This window comes from Cellulomonas sp. Root485 (assembly GCF_001426705.1).
Classification (GTDB): Bacteria; Actinomycetota; Actinomycetes; order Actinomycetales; family Cellulomonadaceae; genus Cellulomonas.
In genome coordinates, this window is sequence record NZ_LMFC01000003.1 from 629,164 (window position 1) to 655,741 (window position 26,578).

Genomic DNA, 26,578 nt, shown 5'->3' on the forward strand with positions numbered 1-26,578 from the left:
CGGCGGAGGTCAGTTCCCTGTGATGACGAACTGGCTGCCCGGTTGGGTGACCACGTTGCCGGTCGCGTTCCCGGAGAACGTGACGTTCGACAGGATCGCGTTGCCGCGGATCCCACTCATCGCCAGGATCCCGGCACCGTTGCGCGAGTTGGTGATCCGCACGTTCGTGATCCGGACGTCCGGCACGACGCCGCCGCCGTTCTTGAACTGGATGCCGTCGTAGGTGGAGTCGTCGATGTCGGTGTCCCGGATGGTGACGCCGGTGATGTCCAGGGTGCTCGGGAAGATCGTGATGGCCCCGAATTCCTGGTCCTCGTTCCAGAACGCCCCGCCGGTCCGGTACAGACCGTTGTTGGCGATGAGCGTGGTCCCGCCGAACGGCAGGGGGCTGTGGTCGGTCGCCAGCATGATGCCCGGGTAGTTCATCGTGTCGTAGACGAGGTTGTTCTCGATCGACTGGTTGGAGCCGCCGTAGATGGCGATCCCGTTGGCGCGCCACGGCAGCTGGATCGTGTTGTTCACGAAGTGGTTGTCGTGGGCGTTGTCGGTGGTGCGGTCCTTCACGTACGGGTTGGCCCAGATGGCCAGCGCGTCGTCACCGGTGGTGCGGAACGACGAGTTGAACACCCGCGAGTTCCGGGTGCCGTTGGAGAAGTTGATGCCGTCGGCGTAGGTGTTCCGGATGCGCATGCCGGTGAGCTGGAGGCCGTCGGCGGGTCCCCAGAGCTCGGGGATGTTGTCGTAGTCGCGGCCCACCCAGACACCCACGTTGGCGTGCTCGATCCACACGTTGCTGATCGCGGTGCCCGTGCCGAACCGGCCGTTGAGCCCGACGCCGCCCTCGTCGTTCCCGTCGCCGCCGCGGATCCGGCCGGAGCCGAAGATGGCGATGTCGGAGATCTGGACACCCTTGTCGATGTCGAACCCGAAGTTGCCCTCGTGCGGGTGGTTGAGGGTGTTCGCGTCCTGCGGCTCGATCAGCGAGTACAGCTGCGAGCGCCACATGCCGGCCCCGCGGATCGTCACGTTCGAGATGCCCACCTGGTTGTACATCCCACGGTTCAGCGGGTCGTCGGTGAGGATCTTCTTCTCCTGCCGCCACTGCCCCTCGGGGATCCAGACGCAGCTGATCTGGCCGTTCTGGTCGGCCGTCACGGCTGCCTGGATCGCCGCAGTGTCGTCGAGCCCGTCGTTCGGGACGGCACCGTAGGTCGTGATGGAGGTGCACTCCGCGGGCTTGGGGAGCGCCGGTGCCACCTGCTCGAGGTCGACCAGGTCGATGATGTAGAACGCCGCCGTGTCACCGGCGTCGCGCTGCAGCCGGAACACCGTGCCCGCCGGGTAGGACTGCGCGAGCAGCGCGTGGGACTCGTCGAACAGCCGGCGGGCGTCGCCACCCGGCGTGTTGGTGAGGCCCTCGGGCTGGTCGGTCGTCCCGTACAGCCAGCTGTGCCGTGACGACAGCGTCACCTTCTGCACGAAGGTCCCGTTGGCGTACAGGCTGATGGTCGCGTCCTGGCCGCCGCCGCCCGCCGCGTCCGGGATGGAGTTCCGGATCACGATGGAGTTGGTGGCGTTGGTCGACGTGAGCTGCACGTACTGGCCCTGGCTGGTGAGGCGCACCGACTTGCGGCCCGAGGACTCGGTGCCGAAGTTGGTGTGCCCGAACGTCCGCACCGCGTCGGCCTCGAGCAGGGTGCCCGTGTAGGTGCCGGCCTCGGCCTCGTAGGACGTGTACGGGACGGCCGCCCCGCGTCCGACGACGATCGACTGCGCGAGTGTGTTGTTGTTCTCGTTGGTCTCCGCGACGGCGTTCGTCGCGTCGGCCGTGGCGGTCAATGTGGCCCCGCCGGTGGCGGCGGTCCACGTGCCGCTGATCGCGACGGCGGCCGTCGCTCCGGAAGCCAGGGGCCCCGTCGCACCGTTCAGGGTCGTGCTGCCGACGACGAGCCGCGTGGTGGACGCGGCCGCGGCCGACGAGCCCCGGTTCTTCACCGTGACCGTGAAGGAGACCGACGAGCCGACGGCCGGGTTGGCCGGGTTCGACGCGATGGCGAGGACCTGCAGGTCCGGGCCGGGCGCCTCGGTCACGACGACCTTGGTGGGGTTGCTGTAGCCGTTGTTCGCCTCGTTCTGCTCGACGACGGTGTTGGCGGGGTCGACGACCGAGCCGATCGTGTATGACCCAGCGGGGCGGGTGCCGATGGCCGCGGAGACGGTCGTCGACTGCCCCGCCGCGATCGCCGGGACATTCACGCTCCCGACCTTCGTCCCATCGACGGTGAGGTCAGCCGTGGTCGCAGCCGACGCCAGGTTGCCGCCGTTGCGCACGGTCGCGGAGAGCGTGATCGTGGCGGTCTCGACGGGCGACGCCGGGCTGGCCGTCACCGCGGTGACGGTGAGGTCCGGGTTGGGTGCCGGCAGGCCGATGACCTGGAGCACGGACACCTGCCCGTTGCCCGCACCGGTGTTGCCGGTGAACACGAGCCGGACGTCCGTGGCCGACCCGCTGACCGGGACGGTCACCTTGTTGCCCGATCCCGGCGCGAACGCGTACGCGGCCGACCCCTTCAGCGACGTCCACGCCCCGGTGCCGACGCGCCCCTCGATCGAGAAGGTCTGCGTCCGCGCACCCCACGCGGCGACCGGCGGAACGCCGACGACCACCTGCTGGAGCGTCGACTGCGACGCCAGGTTCACCGCGAGCCAGCTCGGGTAGGCGCCGCCGGCGCCCTCCCAGTACGTGTTCGGGTCGGCGTCGACCGCGTTCCCGGCGACGAACGAGAACTCCGTCGACGACGCCGTCGCCGGGCGGGCGGCTGCGAGGTCCTCTCCCGTGGTCGGCTCAGGACCGGACGACACGACGACCGAGCCGGACGCCACGTTGTTGGTCTCGTCGGACTCGGCGACGGTGTTCGCCGGGTCGACCGTGACGGTGAGCGGGTAGGTGCCGGTGGCTCGGGTGCCCGCGTTCACGGTGATGGTGGTCTGCGCACCGGCCGCGAGCGCCGGGACGTTCACCGTGCCGACGGTGGTTCCACCGATCGCGACGACGCCGGTGGTGGCGGCCGAACCGGCGGTCCCGGAGTTGCGGACCGTGGCGCCGACCGAGATCGCCTGCGTCGGTGTGACCGTGATCGGGTTCGTCGTCAGTGCGACCTGGAGGTCGGGGGTCGTCGGCACGGGCGTCGTGGTGCCGAACACCTGGAGCTCGGCGACCTGGGCGTTGGACGAGCCGGTGTTCGCGGTGAACACGAGCCGGACGTCGGTCGCGGAGCCGCTGACCGGGACGGTGACCGTGTTGCCGGACGACGGACTGAACGCGTAGGCCGCGGAGGCCTTGAGGGTGCTCCACGAGCCGCTGCCGGTGCGGCTCTCGACCGCGAACGTCTGCGTCCGGTTGCCCCACGCGGCGTCGGGGTTCAGCTTGACGACGACTCCCGTGAGCGTGGACGGCGCGGCCAGCGACACCGTGAGGCTCGACGGGTACGCGCCTGGCGCACCCTCCCAGTAGGTGGCGGTGGAGCCGTCGACCGCGTTGCCGGCGACGTAGGCCTGCTGCACGGAGGTCGCGGTGATCGGCCGCCCCTGCGCGAGGTTGCTGCCCTCGGGCGGGTCGACGGGCGGGGTCGAGGAGGTGCCGTAGACCTCGACCTCGGACAGCTGCGCGGCGGGCCAGCCGGTGTTGGCGCTCACGGCGGCGCGGACGTAGCGGGCGCTGGTGTCGGTCACGTCGACCGCGACCGCGTTGCCGCCGGTGAACGCGTACGACGCCGACGCCTTGAGCGTCGTGAAGCTGGACCCGTCGGTGGAGCCCTGGAGCGTGACGGTCTCGTTCCGGGCACCCCAGCCGCCGGGGATCTTCAGCGTGATGTCGGTAACCGTCGCCGCCGCGCCGAGGTCCACCTGGACCCACTGCGGGAACGCGTTGTTCGCCGACTCCCAGTAGCTGGCCTGGTTCCCGTCGGTGACGTTGCCGGCGACGTAGGTCTGGTTCGAGCTGCTGGCGGTGGCGGGCTTGCCCGCGGAGAGCAGCACGGGCGCGGCGGACGCCCCCTGTGCGACGAGCGCGACGCCCAGGGGCGCGACGAGCGCGATCGTGGCACCGGCCACGATCGCGTGCTTCAACCGAGTTCTCATGAACGTCCTCGTTCTCCCGCGTCATTGCGGGGTCGACCCCGGGCGCGCGAGAGCGACCGAGGTGCGGAGTGGGACGGCGAGATGAGTGCGGTTCATCGCGACCGGGATGCACGGCTTTGTGCATTCTGTTTGTCGAGTTCTTGCAGTAGTGAGGTGCGACATTACGAACATGTCGCACATCCCGTCAAGGGTGCGTGTCAGGGTCACGCTAGGTTTTCCAGGACGGAGAGGGGACACCCATGTCGTTCCAGGCCTACCTGGACACCATCGAGGACAAGACCGGTCTCACGCCGCGACAGCTGGTGGAGATCGCACACGCGAAGGGCCTCGACGCCCCGGGCGCCAAGGCGGCCGGCGTCGTGACCTGGCTGGCAGACGACTACGGCCTCGGCCGCGGACACGCCATGGCGCTGTGGCACGTGATCTCGAAGGGGCCCACCATCAGCACCAAGCACGTCGGCACGGACGGCGTGCACCGCGACGAGTCCGAGACGCTGTGGCTCGACGGCAAGGCCACGAAGCCCAGCTGACATGAACGCGACCGACGACTACATCGCGACGTTCCCCGACGAGGTCCGCCCGATCCTGACCGAGGTCGCCGAGGCGCTCCGTCGTGCGCTCCCCGGCGCCGAGGAGCGGATCCGGTACGGCATGCCCGCGTTCATGCTGAGCGACCGGTACGCGCTCCACTTCGCCGGCTGGAAGCACCACGTCGGGATCTACCCGGTCTCACCCCTGGAAGCGGAGCTGGAGGCCGAGGTGGCGCCGTACCGCGCGGCGAAGGACACCGTGAAGCTCCTCTACAAGAACCCCGTGCCGACCGAGCTCGTCGAGCGCATCGCCGTCGCGATGCGCGCCCGGCACCCCTAGAGCGTCGCGGCGAGCTTGTCGAGCGACGACTCCAGGCCCTGCCGGGACAGCTCGGCGGTCTGCGCGTCGGCGTACCCGCGCTCGACCACGGTCAGGAGCCCGTCGCGCACCGTGATCACGTGAGGGACCTCGCGCGGGATGCCGGCCGGGAAGCCGAGCTCCTGCGGGTCGTAGGAGCCGCCGTCGGCATCGCTGAACCCGTTGACGAACTCCAGCCGCTCGCCGTCGACGATCCGCGTGTAGGTCCACGTGTTCCAGAGGTCGACCCCGTCGGGCGTCCGCATCGCGACGAGCGAGACCCCGCCGACCCGCACGTCCATCCGCGCGACCGGGCACGTGAACCCCTGCGGTCCCCACCACGCGCGCACGACGTCGGACTCGGTCCAGGCGGCCCACAGGGCACTCGCCGGGGCGTCGAACGCCCGCTGCACCTCGAGGTCGGTCATGACGCCAGCACCTCGTCGAGAAGGGCCATCGACGCGCGCGTCCCGGACTCCAGCCCGCCGGACGGCACCCAGCCGTCGCGGTCCTCGACCGACGCGAAGAGCGACACCGACGTCAGCCGGCACCCGGTCGGCGTGGGCTCGAACGTCTCGACCACCAGCTGCAGCGCCCCCGGACCGCCGGGCTCGAACTCGGAGGTCGACACGAGGCGGTGCGGCGCGCTGACCTCGTGGAAGACCCCGCGCATCGGGTACTCGGTGCCGTCGGCGCGCGTCATCACCAGCCGCCACCGCCCGCCGACCCGCAGGTCGTGCTCGTCCACGACGACCGCGAACCGCTCCGACCCCTTCCAGCGCGGCATCCGCTCGGGGTCGGTGTAGGCGCGGAACGCCAGCTCGGGCGGCGCCTCGAAGTCGTGCACGACGACGACGTCCTGCCGTCCCGGCTCGACGATCAGCTCAGTGGTTCCCATCGTGTTCCCTCCGCATCGCGGCGATCTCGCGGTCCAGGGCGTCGAAGCGCTGCCGGAACGCCGCCCGGTGGTGCTCGAGCCAGTCGGTGGCGTCGTCCAGCGCGTCCTCGCGGAGTCGGCTCGGACGCCACTGCGCACGCCTGCCCCGGGTGATCAGACCCGCCTCCTCGAGCACCCGGAGGTGCTTGGAGACGGCCTGCGTGGTCATGTCGAACGGCTCCGCCAGCTCGGCCACGGTCGCCTCGCCGTCGGCCAGCCGGGCGAGGATCGCCCGGCGGGTCGGATCGGCGAGGGCAGCGAACGTCGCGCTCAGCGGATCCACCTGTGAAACCTCTCGGTTGTGCAACCTCTTGGTTGAAGAGTGCTCCTGCGGCGCGCCGCTCGTCAAGCGCATACGCTCGCGAAGGCGGCGACGCCGCTGCACTGCTGCGAGACGAGGGGAGTGTCCATGAGCATCAACGATGACGACATCACCACCGAGCCGGCACCCGCAGGGGAAGGCGTGGCCGACGGCGGCGCGAACCCGGGCGGTCACGACGGCGGCGCGGACGGCTCCGCAGGCGAGGGACCCGCCGACGGCGGCGCGAACCCCGCCGGGCACGACGGGGGCGCCGACGGCTCCGCAGGCGAAGGACCGGCCGACGGCGGCGCGAACCCCGGCGGGCACGACGGCGGGGCGGACGGCTCGGCGTAGTGCCCGAGCGCATCCTGAGGCGGCAGGAACGAGAGCGCGGACCGGTCCTGCGGTCCGCGCTCTCCCGCTGCATCGGCGTCCCGACCGAACAGTTCGCCGACGAGTTCTGGGGCCGCACCGCCCTGCTCTCCCCCGCGAACGACGACTTCACGGACCTGTTCTCCCCGGCGGCGGTCGACGAGCTCGTCGGCCGACGTGCCCTGCGCACGCCGTTCGTCCGGCTGGCGCACGAGGGCTCCGTGCTGGCGCCGGACCGGTTCACCGCGTCCGGCGGGTACGGCGCCGCGGTGTCCGACCAGGTGTCGAGCGACAAGGTGCTCGCCGAGTTCGCGGCGGGCGCGACGATCGTGCTCCAGGGCCTGCACCGGATGTGGCCGCCGCTGGTCGACTTCACGCGCGAGCTCGTCGAGGAGCTGGGGCACCCCGCGCAGGTCAACGCGTACGTCACGCCGCCGTCGTCGCAGGGGTTCTCGCCGCACTACGACACCCACGACGTGTTCGTCCTGCAGGTCTCCGGCGAGAAGCACTGGGTCATCCACGCGCCCGTGCACCCCGACCCGCTCCAGGACCAGGTGTGGACCGACCACCGCGCCGCGGTCGCCGACGCCGGCCGCGGTACGCCCGTCATCGACCGGGTCCTGCGCCCCGGCGACGCCCTGTACCTGCCGCGCGGCTGGATCCACTCCGCGACCGCTCTCGGTGACACGTCCATCCACCTGACCGTCGGGCTGTCCGCGTACACCCGGGCCGACGTCGTCGACACGCTCCTGAGCCTGGTGGGAGACTCCGCAGCCCTGCGCGCCTCCCTCCCGATGGGCATCGACGTCAGCGACCCCGACCAGCTGCGCCCGATCGTCGAGGAGACGGTGATCGACCTCGTCGCGGCGCTGCAATCCACTGACCCGGCGAGCCTGACCGCGAGGCGCCTCGGCGCCCGGTTCGACCGCGACACCCGCCCGGAGCCGGTCGCCCCGCTGGCCACGCTCGACGCGATCACGGGCCTGACCGAGCACACCCGGGTCCGGTGGCGCAGCGGCTACGGCGGCCGCATCGAGACCGCGGGCGACCGCGTGCAGCTGACCGCTCGGGGCACCGTGCTGTCGTTGCCGGTCGAGGCGGCACCGGCCCTGGAGGCGCTGCGCACCGGCGACCCGGTCACCGTCGGGTCGCTCCCCGGGCTCGACCTGGCCAGCGCGCTCGTCGTCGTCCGCCGCCTGCTGCGCGAGGGCGTGGTGGTGACGTCGCCGTGACCTCGTCGTGAGCGGAGAGTGGGTGCCCTGCAGCGACGGCGCCCGCGACCGCGGCGACCCGCTCGTCGCCACCGGCTCTCACGGCGACCGCTGGTTCCTGGTCGAGAACCAGGCCGCGTGGGGACGGCACGCGCTGCTCGACCCGCCGTTCGACCACGCCCTCGGCCGAGCGCTGGTGCACCGGATCGAGGGCGACGGGATCCGCCCGCTCGCCATCCGCCGCCCGGGCCGACGAGCCCCGCAGGTCGGTGTCCGGTGGGCGCTCGTCGACTCACGCCCCGGCCGGGAGTCGGTGCGCTGGGGCCACGTCGTCGATGCCCGCGACCTGCTCGACGTGCCGCTCGACGGCTCTGCGGGTGTGCCGTCGGACCGGCCCGTCTTCGCCGTCTGCGCCCACGGCCGCCACGACCAGTGCTGTGCCGTCCGCGGGCGGGTGGTCGCGGCGCGGTTGGCGACGCGGTACCCGGAGGAGACCTGGGAGTGCTCGCACCTGGGTGGTGACCGGTTCGCGGGCACGATGGTCCTGCTCCCGCACGGCCTGTACTACGGCTGGGTCGACGACGGCGACGCGGTCACGGTGGCCGACGCCTACCTCGCCGGACAGGTCGACCCGCGACTCCTGCGCGGCCGCAGCGCGTACTCGCACCCGGTGCAGGCCGCGCAGCACTTCGCCCGGGAACAGCTCGGCGACCACCGCCTCGACGCCTACCCGCCGCTGGGCGAGCAGCGCACGCCCGACGGCTGGTCCGTCCGGCTCGACGCCCCCGACGGTCCGGTGACCGTCGGGCTCGTCGAGACGTCGTCGGCACCCCTGCTCTCCACCTGCGCCGCCACGCAGGCGCTGCCGGTGCGGCAGTGGTCGCTCGCCGGGATCGAGTCCTAGGACGCCTGCGAGATCCGGATGTGGTTGCCCGACGGGTCACGGAACGCGCAGTCGCGCGGGCCCCAGCCCTGGTCGGTCGGCTCCTGGACCACCTCGGCGCCGGACGCCTTCACGGTCTCGAAGGTCGCGTCCACGTCGTCAGAGGCGAAGACGAGCATCGGCAGGACGCCCTTGGCGAGCAGCTCCTGGATGACGTCGCCGTCGGCCTGCGAACGGCCGGCGTGGGGGTCGGACAGCACGATGCCCAGACCGGGCTGGGCGTCACTGCCGAGGGTGACCCAGCGGTGGTCGCCGGCGGACACGTCCTGCGTGACCTCGAGGCCCAGGGCGTCCCGGTAGAAGGGGAGCGCCTCGTCGACGTCGCTGACGGTGATGTTGGTGTACTGGAGTGAGATCGTCATGAGACCGACCCTAGGAGCGCGGTTCCCGGCACCGCTTCTTCGATCCTGACCACTTACGGGACGATGTACCCCGCCGTCCGGAACAGCTCGTACCACTCCGGCCGCGTCAGCGGGATGTCGGAGCCCTGCGCCGCACCCGTGACCCGGTCGGGGCTCGTCGTGCCCAGGATCACCTGCATCTGCGCGGGGTGCCGGGTGATCCAGGCGGTCGCGATCGCGATGGCCGGGACGTCGTACTTCGCGGCCAGCCGGTCGATCACCGCGTTGAGCTCCGGGTAGTCGGGCGAGCCGAGGAAGACGCCGGTGAAGAAGCCCGCCTGGAACGGGGACCACGCCTGGATGGTGATGTCGTGCAGGCGGCAGTAGTCGAGGATGCCGCCGTCGCGGTCGATCGACTGGTCCTCGGCCTGCATGTTGGCGGCCACCCCGCGGGCGATGATCGACGAGTGCGTGATCGACAGCTGCAGCTGGTTGGCCACGATCGGCTGGCGCACGAACTTCTTCAGCAGCGCGATCTGCCCGGGCGTCTGGTTGGACACCCCGAACGCACGCACCTTGCCCGCAGCCTCGAGCTCGTCGAACGCGCGCGCCACCTCCTCCGGCTCCACCAGCGCGTCCGGGCGGTGCAGCAGCAGGATGTCGAGGTAGTCGGTCCCGAGCGCGGCGAGCGAGCCGTCCACCGACTCGATGATGTGCTCGTAGGAGAAGTCGAAGCCGTCGGGCGGGACGATGCCGCACTTGGACTGGATGACGACCTCGGCACGGTCGGCCGGGGTCAGCCGCAGCGCCTCGGCGTACCGCCGCTCGCACACGTGCATCGCGCCGCCGTAGATGTCGGCGTGGTCGATCATCGTGATCCCCGCGTCGCGTCCCGCGGCGACCAGGGTGCGGATCTCGTCGTCGGACTTGTCGGCGATGCGCATCAGCCCGAGCACCACGTTGGGCACGACGATGTCTGTTCCGGGCAGGGTGAAGGTCTTCATCGCCTCATGCTGCGTCGGAACCTCACGCCCCGCGCGCCGAGGTCGCGAGCAGGCTCGCCTGCGGGCGGCGTTCCCGGCCGGTCGGCTCGCGGACCAGGCGGGAGTCCACGACGAACCCCGCGTCCTCCAGGAGCGCCGCCACCGTGTCCGGTGAGTGCAGCCACGCGTCGCACTGCACGTCGTGCCCGTACGCGTGCGTCAGCGACCGGTGCTCGTCGGCCCCCGCCTGGAAGCCCAGCAGCACGTGCCCGCCCGGCGCGACCACGCGACGGAGCTCGCCGACGACCGCCGGCAGCCCGTCCGGCGGCGTGTGGATGATCGAGTACCAGGCCAGCACGCCGGCCACCCCCGCGTCGGGCAGGTCGAGCGCGGTCATCGACCCGACCTCGAAGCGCAGCGACGGGTGGTCGCGACGAGCCACCGCGATCATGCCCGGGGACAGGTCGATGCCGACCACGTCGATGCCCAGCCCGGACAGGTACGCGGTCAGCCGGCCTGTCCCGCAGCCGACGTCCGCGACCAGTCCGTCGACCCGGTCGGCGAAGTCGGCGAGCATCGCGCGGTCGAGCGGACCCTCGGCGTCCAGCCCGGTGACGATGCGCGCGTAGTCCTCCGCGACGGTGTCGTACGTCGTGCGGGTGGCGTCGAGGCCCACAGGTCAGTCCCGGACCACGAAGCCCGCCCGCAGCAGCACCTCGTCGCGCGACGACGGGCCCACCAACAGCTCGAACCTCCCCGGCTCCACGATCCGACGGCCGCTCGCGTCGACCAGCGTGCAGTCCGCGACGGGCAGCGTGAGGTCGACCACCACTCGCTCACCGGGCGCGACGTCCACCTGCCGGTAGGTCTTGAGCTCCTTGGTCGCCCAGGTCACCGACGTGACGGTGTCGCGGACGTAGACCTGCACGGTCTCCAGCGACGGCCGGTCCCCCGTGTTGTGCAGCGTGACGTGGGCGCGCACGGTGTCGTCGGCGCCGAGCACGGGCTCGAGCACCTGCAGGTCCGCGTACTCGACGGTGGTGTAGGACAGTCCCTCACCGAACGCGAACGGCACCCGCTGCGTCAGGTCCGCGTACCGCGTCCCGTGCTGGCCGGGCAGCTGGTTGTAGAACACCGGCAGCTGGCCGACGTGCTCCGCGAAGGAGATGGGCAGGCGGCCAGACGGCTCGATCCGGCCCAGCACCAGCTCGGCGATCGCGGTCCCGCCGCGCATGCCCGGGTTCGCGGCCCAGATGATCGCGGCGGCGTTCCTGGCCGACGGCGGGAGCACGTGCGGCTTGCTCGCGATGACGACGACCACCATCGGCGTGCCCGTCTCCGCGAGCGCGTCGAGCAGGGCGACCTGCCCGCCGACGAGCTCGAGCGTCGCGGTCGACCGGCCCTCGCCCACCAGCTCGATACGGTCACCGACGACCGCCACGACGACGTCGGCGGACCGCGCGGCGGCCACCGCCTCCGCGATCAGCGTGGCGTCGGGGTCGACGGGGAACACGACCTGCGGACGCGGCTGGCCGTCGGGGAAGAACTCGCCGTCCGGGTCCACACCGAGCGTGAGGATGTCCGCACCACGGGCGTGCGTGACGGTCCAGCCGTCGGGCACCTGGGCGCGGAAGCCGTCGAGCACGGTCTGCGTCAGCTCGCGGGGGTGGCCGTCGGGCAGCCAGTCGGCCTGGCCCGAGGCACCCGCCCAGTCGCCGAGCTGGGTGTGCTGGTCGTCGGCGTTGGGGCCGACGACCGCGATCGTCTTCGCGGTGGCCGACAGCGGGAGCGTCCCGTCGTTGGTCAGGAGCACCAGCGAGCGCCGCGCCAGCTCCAGGTTCAGCTCGGCGTGCTCGGCCGAGCCGATGACCGCCGTCTGGCGCTCCACCGACGGGTGCCGGGGGTCCTCGAACAGCCCCAGCTCGAACTTCAGCGTGAGGATCCGGCCGACGGCCGCGTCGAGGGCGGCCTCGTCGAGGAGCCCGTCGTGCACCGCCTCCTGTGCCCCCTCGAAGAAGCCCGGCGTCGTCATGACCATGTCGTTGCCGGCCCGGACGGCGGCGGCCGACGCGTGCGCGTAGTCGGGCTGGATGTGCTGCTCCCAGACCATCCGGCCGACGTTGTCCCAGTCGGTGACCAGCGTGCCCTCGTAGCCCCACTCGCCGCGCAGGACCTCGCCCAGCAGCCACTCGTTGATGGTGATCGGCACGCCGTCCATCGACTGGTACCCGAGCATGAACGTCCGGCAGCCCTCGCGGGCCACGCGCTCGAACGGGGGCAGGAACCACGAGCGGAGCTTGCGGCGCGAGATGTCCGCCTCCGTGGCGTCGCGCCCACCCTGCGTCTCGGAGTAGCCGGCGAAGTGCTTGGCGGTGGCCAGGATCGCCGTCGGGTCGGACAGGCCGTCGCCCTGGTAGCCGCGGACCATCGCCGACGAGAGCTCCCCGATGAGGAACGGGTCCTCGCCGAACGTCTCGCTGACCCGGCCCCAGCGCAGGTCCCGGGCGATGCAGAGCACGGGGGAGAACGTCCAGTGGATCCCGGTCGCGGCCACCTCGACCGCCGTGGCACGCGCACCGCGCTCCAGCAGGTCCGCGTCCCACGTGGCGGCCATGCCCAGCTGCGTCGGGAAGATCGTCGCGCCCTCCCAGAAGGAGTGCCCGTGGATGCAGTCCTCCGCGACGAGCAGCGGGATCTGCAGCCGCGTCCGCGCGGTGAGCTCGTGCGCCTGGCGCACCCGCTCCGGGGACGTGTGCAGGATCGACCCGACGTGCAGGTTGAGGACCAGGTCCTCGACGCTGCCCTGGGCGTTCAGCTGCATCATCTGCCCGACCTTCTCCTCGAGCGTCATGCGCCCGACGAGGTCGGCGACGCGTTCGGCGACGGGAAGAGAAGGGTCCTGGTACGGCGCGTTCATGGCGATGTCCCGGTGTCGGATCGATTCGAGGATGATGTCTGCGGGACACCCTAGAGGAGCGTGCAATGACGGACGAGTACGAAGCGGTTCGGGCGAAGCTGAACGACGGATCGCTGTATGTCGACTTCGGCCCCGGGCTGGAGGAGCTCGAGGCCGATCGCGTCGCGGGCAAGGAGCTGACCTACGACTACAACCACTCCCGCCCCGGTGAGGCCGCCCGACGGACGTCGCTCCTGCGGCAGCTGCTCGGATCCGTCGGTTCGGATCCCTGGGTCGAGCCGCCGTTCCACGTGTCCTACGGCTCGCACGTGCACGTCGGCGACGGCTTCTACGCGAACTTCAACCTGGTGCTCGTCGACGACGCCGACATCCACATCGGCGACCGCGTCCTGATCGCGCCCAACGTCACCATCTCGACCGCGGGCCACCCCACCGTGCCCGAGGAGCGCGTCGGCGGCTGGCAGTTCTCCCTGCCGGTGCGCATCGAGGACGACGTGTGGATCGGCGCGAACGTCGTGATCCTGCCCGGCGTGACCATCGGCGCGGGCAGCGTGATCGGCGCCGGCTCCGTCGTCACGCGCGACATCCCGCCGCGCGTCGTCGCGGTCGGGTCGCCGTGCCGGGTGCTGCGGTCGGTGGACGAGGGGGACCGGCCTCCGCACCGGAGGCGGTAGCCGCGCTCCTCTGTTGTGCGTCCCGCGCACCCTCCCGACGATCAGGGCGGACGGGGACGCGATCCTCCGTTGCTTTTCACCGCCTTCCCGACGGCCCCCCGACCTCGCCGACCGGCCGCGACCGAGCCCGTGGATGCGGTGCCCGCGCGGAACTGGTCCGCCTATATGCACAGGTCAGCGCCGGATGTCAGCGGCCAGTCGTACACTTGTTCTAGCCCGGTGCGGGTGGTTGCGGTGCGACTGGAGGTGATCACGGTGACGGTGCTGCTCGCCGAACCCGTCGTCACTCGTTCCCCTGAGCGCGGTCGCATCCCCACCGATGCCATCCCCGCGTCGCTCGACATGCCCGCCGAGGCCGGCTCGATCGCGCCGTCCGCTTCCGCGACGCCTTCGCTGGCGCCGTTGGCTGCCTCACTCCGGTCAGGACCGTCCCGCGCCACGATCTCCCCCGTCGCCTCACCTCCTTCCGCACCTGCTCCCGCGGCCTTTGACCTGCCGAGCTCTACCTCCCTCGCGTCGCTCCCGGCGCCCGCCCTGGTGTGGGCCGACTCGGGGCGCGGCGCTCGTCCGGGAGCCTCGCCGACGGTGCCGACGGGTGCGCGCGTCGTGGACCTGGGTGCGGTGGAGGACTTCCCGCTCCCCGGGATCGACGTCGCGCAGCTGGTCGCGATGCTCGGCTCGGTGCCCGTCGCAGAGGTGTCGGGGGCGGCGCTCGTGAACGGCGTCGCGGTTTGGCAGCAGGCCGTGAACATGATCCAGGCCGCGCAGGCGGCGTGGGTCCGCGAGCTCGAGGCCCGCACGCCGGACGCGCTGCGGCACGTCCCGGACGAGCTCGCGTGCGCGCTCGTCTCCACCAAGCGGCATGCGGAGAACCTGTTCCTGCGCTCGTGGGGTGCCGCCCAGCACCCGGCACTGGCGGACGCCTGGGCATCCGGAGCGGTCGACGCGCGCAAGGTCGACGTCATCCTGGACGAGGTCCGCCGAGGCGGAGGAAGCCTGTCGGACGGCGAGGTCGCCGCGGTCGTCGCCGACGCCGTGGACAAGGCGGGGACGATGACCGGCCCTCAGCTGACCCGGCACGTGCGCACCACCCTGATCGCCGCGGACCCCGCCGTCTCCGAGCGACGGAGGGTGGTGGAGCGGGAGCGGCGAGGTGTCTTCCTCGAGCTGGCGCCCGACGCGATGGCCCGGCTGATTGCCTACCTCCCCGCGGCCGAGGCCACCGCGGCGTTCACCGCGATCGACGCCCTGGCCGGCCACGCTGCGGCGGACGGCGATACCCGGACGGTGGACCAGCGCCGCGCGGACGCCTTCGCCGACGTGTTCACCTCGGTCCTGGACCGCCAGGCCACCCCCGACGGTAGCCCGCTGCCGACCCGGCACGGGCAGCGGGTCGCGCTGCAGGTCTCCGTCGCGGCCACCACCCTGCTCGGGCTGGACGATCGGCCCGCGCACCTCGGGTCGTACGGTCCGATCCCCGCGCAGGTCGCCCGTGAGCTTGCCCAGGACGCCACCTGGCGCCGGGTGCTCACCGACCCGGTCACCGGACAGGTCTGCTCCGTCGGCACCGCTGCCTACCGACCGGGGGCGGACCTGACCCGCACCGTCATGGCCCGCGACGTCACGTGCACGTTCCCCGGCTGCCGCCAGCCCGCGACCCGGTGCGAGATCGACCACCGCATCCCCTACGACTTCGCCCGCAGCCCCGAGCAGCAGGTGCACGATCCGCAGACCTGCGAGGCGAACCTCCACGCGCTCTGCAAGCACCACCACCAGGCCAAGACCGAGGGCTGGTGGACCGTGCACCACGACCCGGCCACCGGTGTCTCCTGGTGGACCGACCGTCACGGCATCACCTACGCCCGACATCCGGTCCGCGTCCTGGTCCCACCCGACGCCCTGCACCACCGAGCGACCTCACCGCCACCTCTCGGAGATCCGCCCTTCTAGGTGTGCTTGCCTCATCCTCGTCGAGGCACAGCGCCGCGCGACGCGTCTGGGCGGATGACGTCGCGAGTACGCCCTCGGGGCGCACGACACCCCAGCGCGGCGCCCCAGGCGAACCGCACGGCTCCGCACGCCGGCCCGGCATGCGGGGTGCGAAATCCAGAACGCGCAGCGGAGTTGCCCGTTACCTTGGCGCGCATGCGCATCGCCGTCCTGTCCGACGTGCACGGCAACCTGACCGCGTTCGACGCCGTGCTGGCCGACATCGACGCCCGCGGGATCACCACGATCCTCAATCTGGGCGACGTCGCCGGGAAGGGTCCACGCGGCTCGGCGGCGATCGCCCGGACGCGTGAGCGCTGTGCGCTGACGGTCCGCGGGAACTGGGACGACTTCCTGCCGGCGTCGGCCGAGCACGAGGACCCGTCGATTCGGTGGTGGCACGACGAGCTGACCGCCGACGACCGCGGCTGGCTGAAGAACCTGCCGCTCAGCCACGACCTGGTGGTCGCCGGCCGCAACATCCGGCTGTTCCACGCGTCGGCGACGAGCGTCTACACCCGAGTGCACTTCCACCACACCGACGACGAGTTCGCGGCGATGTTCGCGACGACCGAGCTCACCGGCGACGGCCCGGAACCGACGGTGGTCCTCTACGGCGACGTGCACGACGCCTACGTCGAGACGGACCACGGCCGCACCCTGGTCAACGTGGGCAGCGTCGGCAACCCCCTCGACGAGACGACCGCGTCCTACGTGGTCCTCGAGGGCGTCGGGGAGACGTTCAGCCTGCAGGTCGTGCGCGTGCCGTACGACGTCGAGGCGGAGATCGCGGTCGCGCGGTCCGTCGGGATGCCCGAGCTGGAGCCGTGGTCGATCGAGCTGCGGACCGCCGTCTACCGCGGCCGGCACGCCGAGCTGGGGCTCAGCGTCCCGGGCTGACGCCCACGGCGGTCACCAGGCGGCGGACCACCTCGTCCGGGTCCGACTCCCACTCCGTGGCCAGCACCTGCACGACACGCCAGCCGCCGGAGCGCAGCGCGGTGGGCTGGGTGACGCGGCGCTCGTCGAGGGAGTGTGCGGAGAGGCGCGCCGGCTGGTCGACGAGCACCCCGACCGTGTGCTCGGCCGCGCCGACCGGACGGAGCGCGAGGTCGGCGCGGAACGCGGACTGCCCGACGCCCGCGACGACCTCGACACCGGCCGCGCGGACCGCGTCGGCGATCTGCTCCACGATCGGCGCGACCGGCTCGGGCGCAACCCGTCCGCTGCGGTCGCGCAGCCCGGTCAGCACACCCGCCGCTGCGGCCGCATCCCCGTTGGAGACCGCGTCGGCGTAGTGCAGGAAGCCGCGCAGGGTGTTGGCGCCGTCGTTGTAGGTGTTGGTGATCGCGGTGTGGTCGATGCTGCTGACCAGCACCATGTGCCGGCGGGCGCGGCTGAAGATGACGTTGAGCCGCTTCTCGCCGCCCGCGTTGTTGATAGGCCCGAAGTTCATGCGCATCCGACCGTCGGGTCCGGCGGCGTAGCAGACGCTCATGAGGATGATGTCGCGCTCGTCGCCCTGGACGTTCTCGAGGTTCTTCACGAACAGCCCGACCACCTGGCCGTCCTCCTCGCGCGCGATCTCGGCGTCGTAGAGCCGCGCGAACTCGGCGTCCTCACGTCCCAGGCGTTCCAGCGCGCGCTCGATCTCGGACTGCTGCGCCTCGGAGAACGCGACGATCCCGAGCGTCTGACCGGTCCCCCGCGCCAGCAGCTCGCGGACGACGTGCGCGATCCAGACGGCCTCCAGCGGGTTGGTGCGCTGCGTGTACACACCGTCGAGCACGCGCATCGCGCTGATGCTCCGCTCCAGCATCCCGTCGACGGCCGCAACGACGTCGTCCGGGGAGAAGGATCCGCCCGTCACCTCCAGCGGCTGTGCGCGTACGTGCGTCAGGGTCCGGTCCGGGATCGTGGTGAGCCGGCCCTCGTAGAACGCCGCGTTGCTGAACTGGATGAGCGCCTCGTACTGGCTGCGGTAGTGCCAGGTGAGCATCGTCGACGGGAGCCGCACGGACCCGACCGCCAGGAAGCTGTCGGAGTCGAGGACCACCCCGACCGGGGCGTCGTCATCGGCGACGGGCTGGTCCGCGGCCGGCCCGGCCACCTGGAAGTACCGCGTCGGCGGCAGCTGCATCCGGTCGCCGACCACGATCACCTGCGCACCTCGGAACAGCGCCGGCACGGCCTCCTCGACGGGGATCTGGCTGGCCTCGTCGAAGATGACGACGTCGAAGGACGTGTCCAGCGGCAGGGTGTCCGACAGCGACGACGGGCTCATCAGCCACACGGGCCGCATCGCCGCGACGACGGCCCCGGGCTCGGAGGACGCGAGGTGCCGGATCGACTTGTACGCGCGGACCTTGCCGAACTCGTGCTCCAGCTCGCGCCGGCCGGTCATCCAGACCGCCTTGAGCGCGCGGTCCTCGGTGCTCATGCCGGTGACGCTGCGCTGCGAGTGCGCGACGGACTCCGTGAACCGCGCACGCAGGCGGGCGGTGACCACGTCGGCGTTCGCGCGCTGGAGCGCCGGGGCGCGCTCGGCCACCCGGTCCAGCAGGTCCGCCAGGCGATCACCGTCGAGCCGGTTGAGGGCCGGCTCCTGCGCGCGGGCCTCACGCATCGACGCCGCGACGACGGCGTGCTCCAGCTGGTCCGGGGACGCGTCGAGGTGCCGCAGCGCGCGCAGGACGGTCGGCGCCGCGGCGAGGTCGCGCAGGGTGCCCGCCGCCGCGCGAACGAGCGCCTGCCCGTCCGCGCCGGTCAGGCCGCGCAGCTCGTCGCGCAGCGCGGTCATCGGGAGGTCGTCGGCACCCACGACGAGCCCGGACAACGCCGCCCGCACCGCCTCGACCTGTTCGGGGAGCCGGTCGAGGACGTCGTCGGGCTCGGTGTCCGCGAGGCGCGTGCGCCACACCGCGAGCGCGCCCGTGTACCGGCGGATCGCGGTGATCCGGTCGCTGAGCACCGCGAGGTCGCCGTGCCCCCACTCCCGGGCGAGCTGCTGCGACAGGGCGTCGGCGCGGGCCGCGGTGTCGTAGCGCGCGACGAGGAGCTCCAGCGCCTGCGTCACGCTCGGCCGGACCTGGCGGTCGCCCGCGTCGAACCCCGCCGCGACCAGCCGCTTCACGCGCCGCCACCCCCCGTCGAGGAACTTCCACGCCGACGTCTCCCGTCGCCGGGCGATCTCCAGGGCAGCCACCGCGTCGGGTGCGGACAGCGGCTCGCGCCAGCCGACCGCGGAACGGTCGGCCGCGTCCGCGGTCGCCTCGACCGCTCGCCACTCGTCCGTCGCGTCCTGCAGCCGACGCGCGGCCGGGGTGCGCGGGGTGACCGCCGAGCCGAGGTCGCGCTGGACCAGCGGGGCGAGCACCGCGTGCATCTGCCCGATCGCGTCGGCGTCGTCGACCGTGAGCCCGTCGCCGTCGGACGACGCCACGAGCAGGGCGAGCACGGCGTCGATCGCCGCCGCCGCCTCGGAAGCCCGCTGTGCGACGACCGCGTCGGCGCGCGACTCGTCGAGGATCACGGGGTCGACCAGCCGGACCGGTGTGCGCGCGAGCACCGGGGCGGCCCCCGCGCGTGCCAGCGCGGACACCAGCGCGTCGACCAGCGGACGGGCGGGCACCCAGTCCGCCGGCTCGGGCAGCAGCGCCTGCTCCGCGGGGGCCAGGTCGTCGCCCCAGCGGAAGCCGCGCAGTGCGATCAGCCGGTCGAGCACGTCCTGCACGCCCGCGAGCGCCTGCTCGTAGGCACCGACCTCGGCGAGTGCGGCCGTCGTCGCCTCGATCAGGGCGGCCCGGCGGGCCTCCACCGCGTCCAGCGGCTCGTCGTCGGCCAGCCACCGCTCGTACGTGTCCCGCAGGCCGTGCACGAACTCCTTCTTGTCCTGCTGGCTGTCGTGCACCAGCGTGCAGATCTCGCCGAGCCCCTGGGCGCGCAGCCGCGCGTGCACGACGTCGAGGGCCGCGCGCTTCTGGCACACGAACAGCACGCGCTTGCCGTGCGCGACGAAGTCGGCGACCAGGTTGGTGATCGTCTGCGACTTGCCCGTGCCGGGTGGTCCCTGGATGACGAAGTTGTCCCCGGAGCGGGCGAGCGCCACGGCGCCCACCTGCGACGCGTCCGCGGGGACCACCAGGTAGCGGTCGGCCACCGGGATGGTCGCGCCGTGCTCGGCCACGTCCCGCGGGGCGGTGGAGAACAGCTCGTCGAACGCCGCGTTCGCCATCGGCTCGGTCAGCAGGGCGTCGTAGTCGCGGACCAGGCTGAGCGTGCGGTAGTTGAAGTTGGCCAGCGTGACCATCGTCAGGTCGACGTCCCACGTGTACGGGTTGTCGTCGGCCGTCGTCTGCACCGAGAACGTCTCGACGACGTGCTGCGGCGCCGGCGCGTCACCCAGCTCGACCGACAGCGGGATCGGGCGCCGCTGGATCCGGTCGGCGTAGATCTGCACGCCCAGCGGCGCCCACGCGGGCCGACGATAGGAGTACGCGTACTGGCGGCGGCCGATCGTGGGCCGGCTGGACGGCCGACGGCGCCGGTAGGCCTGCAGCGCCACCTGCGCGCGGTGCTGGACCAGCTCGATGCGGGGCTTCTCGACGAGGCCGACCACCACGGCCGGCTGCGTCGCGCGCGCCTGCTTCTCGATGCTCCCGCGGAGCTCCTCGATCGCACCGTCGGCGGCCAGGTCGATCGTCTCGGGCAGCCGCAGCCCGAACAGCTCGTCCAGCTGGTGGCGCAGCACGGGGTTGACCTCGGCGACCGTGCTGGTCAGCTCCAGCCGGTACGCATCCCGCACGCCGCGCTGCTTGGTCAGCGTCACCGGCGCCAGCACCAGCGGCGACTCGATGGGCGCGGTCGGGTCGTTCTTCACGTCGTGCCAGCGCAGGAACGCCACGACGAGCCGCAGCTGGTCCCGGCCGTACTCGGCACGGTCGCGACGGGCGGACGAGATCAGCGCGTCGAGCGCGGCCGCGGCGTACGGGGCGTCGTCCCAGCGGACCAGCGAGCCGACGTCGAGCACCTTGCCGTCCAGCAGCCGCGAGGACGCCGGCCCGCCCCACGTGAACAGCTGCGACGCGCGGATGTGCCGGACGTCGAGCACCAGGGGCACCGACGCCTCGGTGAGGTTGAGGGTCCGGCCGGTGGGCCGGAAGTGCAGCAGCGGGTTGCGTCGCGACGCGTCGAACAGCCGGTCCCGCAGGTTCTCCAGCACGGCGGCCCGACCATCGGAGCGAGCAGTCAGCACCCGGTCGAGGTCGAAGTCCTCGGGCTGGTCGCGGTACGACTCGAGCCGGGAGACGACGTCGGCGAGGTCCTGGGCGCGGCGCCGGCGGTCCGGCGCGATCATCGAGCTGGCGACCGTCGCGAGCACCGGGTGCAGGCCGGGATCCAGCGCGAACAGGTTGTTCCGGTGCTCCTGGAGCAGAGCCGCGTCGCCCTCGTCGGCCAGGTCCAGTCCGCACACGAGCGCGACGAACAGCTCGCCCAGGCTGGCGATGTCGGTGAGCTCGTCGTGGTGGCCGGCGAGGTGCTCCCAGCGCTGCCAGCCCGCGACGATGCGGACGACGCTCTGGTCGGACTCCACCTCCACCGCGCCGCCCAGCTCGGCGGCGGCGATCGCGGCCCGGTTCCGGACCGGCGGCCCGGCCGTCGACACGTCGATCGACACCGGGTCGTCGCCCTCGTCGTCGAGCGCCGCGAGGCCACGCAGCGGAGCCACCCGCCCGGTCTCGTGCAGCGCCTGCACCGTGCGGAACATCGGCAGCAGCAGCCCGAGGACGTCGTCGGCCGGCAGACCACCCCGGTCGACGGAGCGCGCGATCAGCCGGCGCATCAGCGCACCACCCGCGGGGAGTCCGCCGACGCCATTACCCTGGTCATCGCCCGGTCGCCCAGGTCCAGCTCGGCGCCGATCATCCGCAACAGCTCGTCGCCCAGACCCACCCGGCGGGCCAGCGCGAGGACCGCGCCGAGGTCGTCGGCACCGCCCTGGTCGTCGGCCGTCGCGAAGTCGAGCAGCACGGCCGCCAGGTAGGTGCGCGTCTCGGCGGCCAGCGTGGTGGGCATGTCGGTGATCGTCGGGGAGCCGCCGATCACCACCCCGAACCGCTGCGCCAGGTCGAGCGCCTCCTCGCTGCGCACGGCATCGTCGGCCACCAGCATCCACACCAGCGATCGCGTGACCTCCGCCAGCCGGTCCTGCCCGAGGACGTCGAGCACCGCGAGGTCGAGCTGCGGGCCGAGCGAGGCCCCGACCATCGCGTCGGCACCCTCACCGCGCTCCGCCCACTCCTGCAGCGCCCAGGCACGAAGGACCGTCTCCGGGTGGGTGCTGCCGGCGCTCGGCACGCTGTAGTCCACCTCGGCGGCCTGCCGCAGGTACGCCGCGGAGTCGACCTTGGCCAGCCCGGTGACCAGCTTGACCAGCCCGCTGACCGCGGTCGTCAGCGAGCCGCAGGCCAGCATCGCGCCCCGGTCCGCGACCAGCTCGGTGGCCAGCCGGAACCGGCGTGCGGTCTCCAGGTACTCCGACGGGGTGCGGGCGTCGGACTCGGCCGCGTCGAGGAGGCGTGACGCCGCCAGGTACCGGCCGTCGTCCGCGGTCCACAGCACGTGGTGCGCCAGCTCGTGCCCCGCCACCGCGCACAGCTCGTCCGGGTCGAGCAGGTTCAGCGTGCCGCCGGTGAGGATCAGGACCGCCCGGTCCGGCACGAACACCAGCTCCGCGTTGGCGCCCTGGCCGCGCTCGTCGACGTAGATCTCGATGGGGAGCACCACGCCGAGGGCGTCCGCGGCCCGCTGGACGGCGGCATGCACCTCCGCATGACCGGCCGCGTCCACCCGGTACGTCTGCCGCAGCAGCAGCTGCTCCAGCTCCGCCGTCGGCGTGGTGGGCCGCAGCGACCGGAACGCGACCGGGTTCTCGCGCTCCAGGACGGTCGCGACGTCGCGGTGGTACGCCAGCGGTCCCCAGACGGTCACCCGCGCTCCCTTCGTCGTGGCCCGGCGACGATAACGCGAGCGGGGGACATCTTTGCTGAGTCTTCACATTCGCGCCTTGGCGCGGGGGTGTCGGGTTCGGCAGGGTGAGGCGGGTCCAGGCCGGACCGGACGCAGGGGGCGGACGGCCGGCGGACGCACACGCAGGGGGATCGCATGACTGCTGCACGTCACCATGCCCGCAGGTGGGGGGCACTTCTCGGAGTGCTTGCCCTCACCGTCACGCTCGGGTCGACCACCGCGACCGCGAGTCCGTCGTCCGACCGCACCGACCGCACGAGCCGGGCGGAGGCCGCCCGGGTCGACCGCGTCCCGGTGCCCGACCCGCAGTGGTTCGACTGCAGCAGCGCCTTCGGCGAGCGCACCTCGTGCGGCACCGTCCAGCTGCCGCTCGACTACGACCAGCCGCGCAAGGCCACGACGGAGGTCGCGCTGCTGAAGCTCTCGGTCGCCGACCCGTCGCGCAAGATCGGCACCCTGTTCATCAACCCCGGCGGTCCGGGCGGCTCCGGGGTGCAGATCGCCGCGGCCGCGTCGTTCTTCCTGTCCCCGGAGGTCCTGGAGCGGTTCGACGTCCTCGGGATGGACCCGCGCGGCACCAACTTCAGCAGCAACGTGCGGTGCTTCCGCAACCTCGGCGAGCAGGCGACCGGCCTGGCCGGTCTGAACGTGCCGTTCCCCGTCGGTGACGCCGAGACGGCTGCGTACGTCGCGTCGTCGAAGGCGTTCGGCGCCGCCTGCTCGAGCACCGGCACCCCGCTGTCCGGCTCGATGTCGACGGCCGAGGTCGCTCGCGACATGGACGTGCTGCGCCGGATGGTCGGCGACCCGAAGCTGACGTACATCGGCTTCTCGTACGGCACCTACCTGGGGAACGTGTACGCGAACCTGTTCCCCGACCGCGTCCGGGCCGTCGTGATCGACGGCGTGCTCGACCCGCTCGCCTGGGCGGGTACGAACGAGAACGCGAGCATCCCGCAGACGCAGCGGCTGAAGTCCGGCGAGGGTGCGTCGAAGGCGCTGGACGAGGTCCTCGCCCGGTGCGCAGCAGCCGGACCGGAGTACTGCCTCCTCGCCGGCCTCGGCGACCCGGCCACCGTCTACGCGGAGATCGTCGCGTCCCTGAAGGGGAACCCGATCCTGGTCACGGACGACGAGGGGAACCCGCTGTTCGAGATCACGTACGCCGTGCTGATCTCCGTCCTCCTGTCCGACCTCTACGCGCCCGAGGGCTCGAGCTGGGTGGACCAGGACCTGACCTTCGTGCACAGCCTCCAGAACCCGACCGACGCCGACCTGTCCGCTCTTCGGGCGGCATTCGTCACGCGGTTCGAGGCCCTGCACCGATCGGACAGCTCGCCGGCCGGCGCCCCTGCCGGGTTCCCGTACGACAACTCGTTCGACGCGTTCCAGAGCGTGCTGTGCACCGACGGGCGCAACCCGGCCACCGCCGAGGAGTGGGTGCCGGCGTCCGCCGCCGCCGACGCAGCCGCACCGGGCTTCGGACCGTTGTGGACGTGGGCCTCGGCGCCGTGCGCGTCGTCCACGTGGACGGTCCGCGACGAGGACGGGTACACCGGTCCGTTCACCCGGAAGACCGCTGCTCCGGTGCTCGTCGTCGGCAACTACTGGGACCCCGCGACGAACTACGAGGGTGCCGTGGCCGCGGCCGGGCTGCTTCCCCGGAGCAGCCTCCTGTCGAGCGACTCGTGGGGCCACACGGCCTACGGCACGTCGGCGTGCGTGACCGACGCCGTCGACGCCTACCTGCTGACGGGTCAGACGCCCGCAGCGGGAACCGTCTGCACCGGTGACGTGCAGCCGTTCACCGACCCGCTGGGCTCCGAGCCTGGTCCGCAGTCGCGCGGCGCTGCTCCGTCGCGACCCCTCCCGCCGGTGGTGCCGCCGCTGCCGGGTGCCGCGCCGCGCTCCTGACAGCCGAGTGCCCTGGCCGGGCGGTCCGCCGCCCGGCCAGTGCTCGCGGTGGCCCACATCGTCCGGACTGCTCTGATAGCGTCCCGGCGAGGTCGAGCCCGGAGCATGCTTCCTGGGTCGCGTCAGGGGATGACGAGGTCGCCGGTTCGGCGACGGCAAGGGGCAACGATGACCGACTCCTTCGCGGCTGCCGCGCGGCGCTCGGACGACATCTGGGCCCGCCTGAGGACGGACCCGACCGGGTTCCGGGTCCTCACCGGCGAGCGCACGACGGGCGCCCTGCACATCGGCCACTACTTCGGCTCCCTGCAGAACCGGGTGGCGCTCCAGGGCATGGGCGTCGAGATGTTCCTGGTCATGGCCGACTACCAGGCGATCACCGACCGCGACGCGGACGACGCCATCGCGGACAGCGTGCGGAACATCCTGCTGGACTACCTCGCGATCGGCATGGACCCCGAGACCACGACGATCTTCACGCACAGCATGGTCTCGGCCCTGAACCAGCTCCTGCTGCCGTTCCTGAGCGTCGTGACGATGGCGGAGCTGCAGCGCAACCCGACCGTCAAGGACGAGATCGCGCTCACCGGGGGGCGGGCGGTGAGCGGCCTGATGATGACGTATCCCGTGCACCAGGCGGCCGACATCCTGTTCTGCAAGGGCAACCTCGTCCCCGGCGGCAAGGACCAGCTGCCGCACATCGAGGTGACGCGGACCATCGCACGTCGGATGAACAGCACGTACTTCGGCCGCGACTACTTCCCCGAGCCCGATCTGCTGATCAGCGAGACGCCGCTGCTCCTCGGCACGGACGGTCGCAAGATGGGAAAGAGCCTCAACAACGCGATCTACCTGCGGTCGACCGCGGACGAGACGCTGGCGCTCGTCCGGCGCGCGAAGACGGACGCGGAGCGGTCGATCACCTACGACCCCGACGCGCGGCCGGAGGTCGCCAACCTGCTGCGCATCCTCAGCGCCTGCACCGACAGGACCCCCGAGTCCTGGGCACAGACGCTCGGTGACGGAGGTGGCGGAGAGCTCAAGCGCGTGCTGGCCGAGGCGCTGAACGACTTCTTCGCTCCGATCCGCGCGCGCCGGCAGGTGTGGGAGCGCGACCTCGACGGCGCCATGGCGGTGCTGCGCGCTGGGGTCAAGCACGCGAACGCCCTCGCTGACGACACCCTCGACGACGTGCGCAAGGCCATGCGGATGGACTACTTCGACTAGGTCCCGTCCGGCGACGACAGGGAGAGGGGCACGCTCACGCCTGCGCGGAGCTCGCGCCGACCGTCAGCTGGCCACGAGCGCCGCCGGATCACCCATTCGGCGATCGCGAGGTTCACGGTCCAGGCCAGTGCCATGAGCAGCGCGCGAACGGTCACGCCGGTCATCCCGATCGCCAGGAACGGGCCGAGGATCAGCGCCTGGGTTCCGGCGCCCTGACCGATCGCGTAGCCCCGGGTCATCCATGCGCTGTGCGTGACGACGTCCCGGCGCAGGATCGCGACCACCCCGAGCACGAGGAACGCGACCATCGCGGTCCCGAACAGCAGCCGGAACACCTCCAGGAGCGGCCCGTCGGTGGCGGGCAGCTCGGCGAACGACGCCATCCACAGACCCGACAGGGCAGCGGCGACCCCGGCGGGTGCGACGACCCGACCGGCCAGGCGGTGCCAGCGTGGGCGCCGACGACGCAGGCCCGGGTGGAACTGGAACGCCCCCAGCAGGCAGAACACGCTCGCGGACACGATGTGCACCACGACGGGCAGCGGCATCGCGACGAACCGCGCGTTGTCCGGGGTGACCTCGGGGTCGCCTGCGAGCTCGGTGAGCCGGATCGAGCCCGCCAGCATCGGGACGAGGCTGAGCAGGACCAGGCCCGCCGGGATGAGCCACTCGCGTCTGCGGTTCGTCATGCCGTGAGCCTCGCCGCCGCGGA

Annotated in this window: 21 protein-coding genes; 10 read left to right on the plus strand and 11 right to left on the minus strand. The window is 72.2% G+C overall.

What is annotated here, in order from left to right; all coding sequences use genetic code 11:
- Window positions 1-9: 9 nt before the first annotated feature.
- Window positions 10-4,140, minus strand: a complete 4,131-nt coding sequence (locus ASD16_RS16825) for a CARDB domain-containing protein (RefSeq protein ID WP_055920071.1) — start codon at window positions 4,138-4,140, stop codon at window positions 10-12.
- A gap of 239 nt (window positions 4,141-4,379) precedes the next feature.
- Here ASD16_RS16825 and ASD16_RS16830 point away from each other — a divergent pair, with 239 nt between their 5' ends.
- Window positions 4,380-4,670: a DUF4287 domain-containing protein gene (locus ASD16_RS16830; RefSeq protein ID WP_055920073.1), complete on the plus strand. Its 291-nt coding sequence runs from the start codon at window positions 4,380-4,382 to the stop codon at window positions 4,668-4,670.
- Window position 4,671: 1 nt separating this feature from the next.
- On the plus strand, window positions 4,672-5,010 hold the full coding sequence (locus ASD16_RS16835) for an iron chaperone (protein WP_055920076.1): 339 nt from the start codon (window positions 4,672-4,674) through the stop codon (window positions 5,008-5,010).
- Here ASD16_RS16835 and ASD16_RS16840 read toward each other — a convergent pair.
- From ASD16_RS16840 to ASD16_RS16850, 3 genes are read right to left on the minus strand one after another with little or no spacing between them, the layout of a single operon-like run.
- Entirely contained in the window at window positions 5,007-5,456 is a 450-nt protein-coding gene (locus ASD16_RS16840) for an SRPBCC domain-containing protein (protein WP_055920080.1), read from the minus strand. The genes ASD16_RS16835 and ASD16_RS16840 overlap by 4 nt on opposite strands.
- On the minus strand, window positions 5,453-5,926 hold the full coding sequence (locus tag ASD16_RS16845; protein WP_055920083.1) for an SRPBCC domain-containing protein: 474 nt from the start codon (window positions 5,924-5,926) through the stop codon (window positions 5,453-5,455). The genes ASD16_RS16840 and ASD16_RS16845 overlap by 4 nt, the downstream gene beginning before the upstream one ends.
- A complete protein-coding gene (locus tag ASD16_RS16850; RefSeq protein ID WP_055920086.1) occupies window positions 5,913-6,248 on the minus strand; it encodes a helix-turn-helix transcriptional regulator in 336 nt (111 codons plus the stop codon). The genes ASD16_RS16845 and ASD16_RS16850 overlap by 14 nt, the downstream gene beginning before the upstream one ends.
- A gap of 126 nt (window positions 6,249-6,374) precedes the next feature.
- On the opposite strand from ASD16_RS16850, the gene ASD16_RS16855 reads away from it, so the two are divergent.
- The 3 genes from ASD16_RS16855 to ASD16_RS16865 are packed head-to-tail and all read left to right on the plus strand — an operon-like array spanning window position 6,375 to window position 8,753.
- Entirely contained in the window at window positions 6,375-6,620 is a 246-nt protein-coding gene (locus tag ASD16_RS16855; protein WP_055920661.1) for a hypothetical protein, read from the plus strand.
- On the plus strand, window positions 6,620-7,870 hold the full coding sequence (locus ASD16_RS16860) for a cupin domain-containing protein (RefSeq protein ID WP_235523374.1): 1,251 nt from the start codon (window positions 6,620-6,622) through the stop codon (window positions 7,868-7,870). The genes ASD16_RS16855 and ASD16_RS16860 overlap by 1 nt, the downstream gene beginning before the upstream one ends.
- Window positions 7,871-7,892: 22 nt before the next feature.
- On the plus strand, window positions 7,893-8,753 hold the full coding sequence (locus tag ASD16_RS16865; protein ID WP_055920667.1) for a sucrase ferredoxin: 861 nt from the start codon (window positions 7,893-7,895) through the stop codon (window positions 8,751-8,753).
- On the opposite strand, the gene ASD16_RS16870 is transcribed toward ASD16_RS16865, so the two are convergent.
- The 4 genes from ASD16_RS16870 to ASD16_RS16885 are packed head-to-tail and all read right to left on the minus strand — an operon-like array spanning window position 8,750 to window position 13,033.
- The gene (locus ASD16_RS16870; protein WP_055920091.1) at window positions 8,750-9,154 is read right to left on the minus strand and encodes a VOC family protein; all 405 of its coding nucleotides are present in this window, start codon (window positions 9,152-9,154) and stop codon (window positions 8,750-8,752) included. The two genes, ASD16_RS16865 and ASD16_RS16870, sit on opposite strands and share 4 nt — an antisense overlap.
- A gap of 53 nt (window positions 9,155-9,207) precedes the next feature.
- Window positions 9,208-10,137, minus strand: coding sequence for an aldo/keto reductase family oxidoreductase (locus ASD16_RS16875; RefSeq protein ID WP_055920093.1), 930 nt, complete (start codon window positions 10,135-10,137; stop codon window positions 9,208-9,210).
- 22 nt (window positions 10,138-10,159) lie between these two features.
- Complete coding sequence (locus ASD16_RS16880; RefSeq protein WP_055920095.1) at window positions 10,160-10,792, minus strand: class I SAM-dependent methyltransferase; 633 nt, start codon at window positions 10,790-10,792, stop codon at window positions 10,160-10,162.
- A 3-nt stretch (window positions 10,793-10,795) separates the two neighbouring features.
- Window positions 10,796-13,033 (minus strand): glycoside hydrolase family 3 N-terminal domain-containing protein, encoded by a 2,238-nt coding sequence (locus ASD16_RS16885; protein ID WP_055920098.1) that lies wholly within the window; start codon window positions 13,031-13,033, stop codon window positions 10,796-10,798.
- A gap of 65 nt (window positions 13,034-13,098) precedes the next feature.
- Here ASD16_RS16885 and ASD16_RS16890 point away from each other — a divergent pair, with 65 nt between their 5' ends.
- The 3 genes from ASD16_RS16890 (at window position 13,099) to ASD16_RS16900 (ending at window position 16,596) form a co-directional block, all read left to right on the plus strand.
- The gene (locus tag ASD16_RS16890) at window positions 13,099-13,707 is read left to right on the plus strand and encodes a sugar O-acetyltransferase (RefSeq protein ID WP_055920101.1); all 609 of its coding nucleotides are present in this window, start codon (window positions 13,099-13,101) and stop codon (window positions 13,705-13,707) included.
- Window positions 13,708-13,941: 234 nt separating this feature from the next.
- On the plus strand, window positions 13,942-15,657 hold the full coding sequence (locus ASD16_RS16895) for an HNH endonuclease signature motif containing protein (protein ID WP_162250314.1): 1,716 nt from the start codon (window positions 13,942-13,944) through the stop codon (window positions 15,655-15,657).
- A gap of 195 nt (window positions 15,658-15,852) precedes the next feature.
- Window positions 15,853-16,596, plus strand: a complete 744-nt coding sequence (locus tag ASD16_RS16900; RefSeq protein ID WP_055920107.1) for a metallophosphoesterase — start codon at window positions 15,853-15,855, stop codon at window positions 16,594-16,596.
- Here ASD16_RS16900 and ASD16_RS16905 read toward each other — a convergent pair.
- A complete protein-coding gene (locus ASD16_RS16905) occupies window positions 16,580-21,538 on the minus strand; it encodes an AAA domain-containing protein (protein ID WP_055920110.1) in 4,959 nt (1,652 codons plus the stop codon). The two genes, ASD16_RS16900 and ASD16_RS16905, sit on opposite strands and share 17 nt — an antisense overlap.
- The gene (locus ASD16_RS16910; protein ID WP_055920114.1) at window positions 21,538-22,686 is read right to left on the minus strand and encodes a M48 family metalloprotease; all 1,149 of its coding nucleotides are present in this window, start codon (window positions 22,684-22,686) and stop codon (window positions 21,538-21,540) included. Before ASD16_RS16910 ends, ASD16_RS16905 begins: the two co-directional genes overlap by 1 nt.
- A gap of 174 nt (window positions 22,687-22,860) precedes the next feature.
- Here ASD16_RS16910 and ASD16_RS16915 point away from each other — a divergent pair, with 174 nt between their 5' ends.
- Both ASD16_RS16915 and trpS read left to right on the plus strand, forming a co-directional pair.
- On the plus strand, window positions 22,861-24,639 hold the full coding sequence (locus tag ASD16_RS16915; RefSeq protein ID WP_055920115.1) for an alpha/beta fold hydrolase: 1,779 nt from the start codon (window positions 22,861-22,863) through the stop codon (window positions 24,637-24,639).
- Between the two features lie 168 nt (window positions 24,640-24,807).
- Window positions 24,808-25,866 (plus strand): tryptophan--tRNA ligase, encoded by a 1,059-nt coding sequence (trpS, locus tag ASD16_RS16920; RefSeq protein ID WP_055920118.1) that lies wholly within the window; start codon window positions 24,808-24,810, stop codon window positions 25,864-25,866.
- Here trpS and ASD16_RS16925 read toward each other — a convergent pair.
- Window positions 25,863-26,555 carry a DUF2306 domain-containing protein gene (locus tag ASD16_RS16925; protein ID WP_055920670.1) on the minus strand — a complete coding sequence of 231 codons (693 nt, stop codon included), beginning with the start codon at window positions 26,553-26,555 and terminating at the stop codon, window positions 25,863-25,865. The genes trpS and ASD16_RS16925 overlap by 4 nt on opposite strands.
- Between the last annotated feature and the right edge of the window lie 23 nt (window positions 26,556-26,578).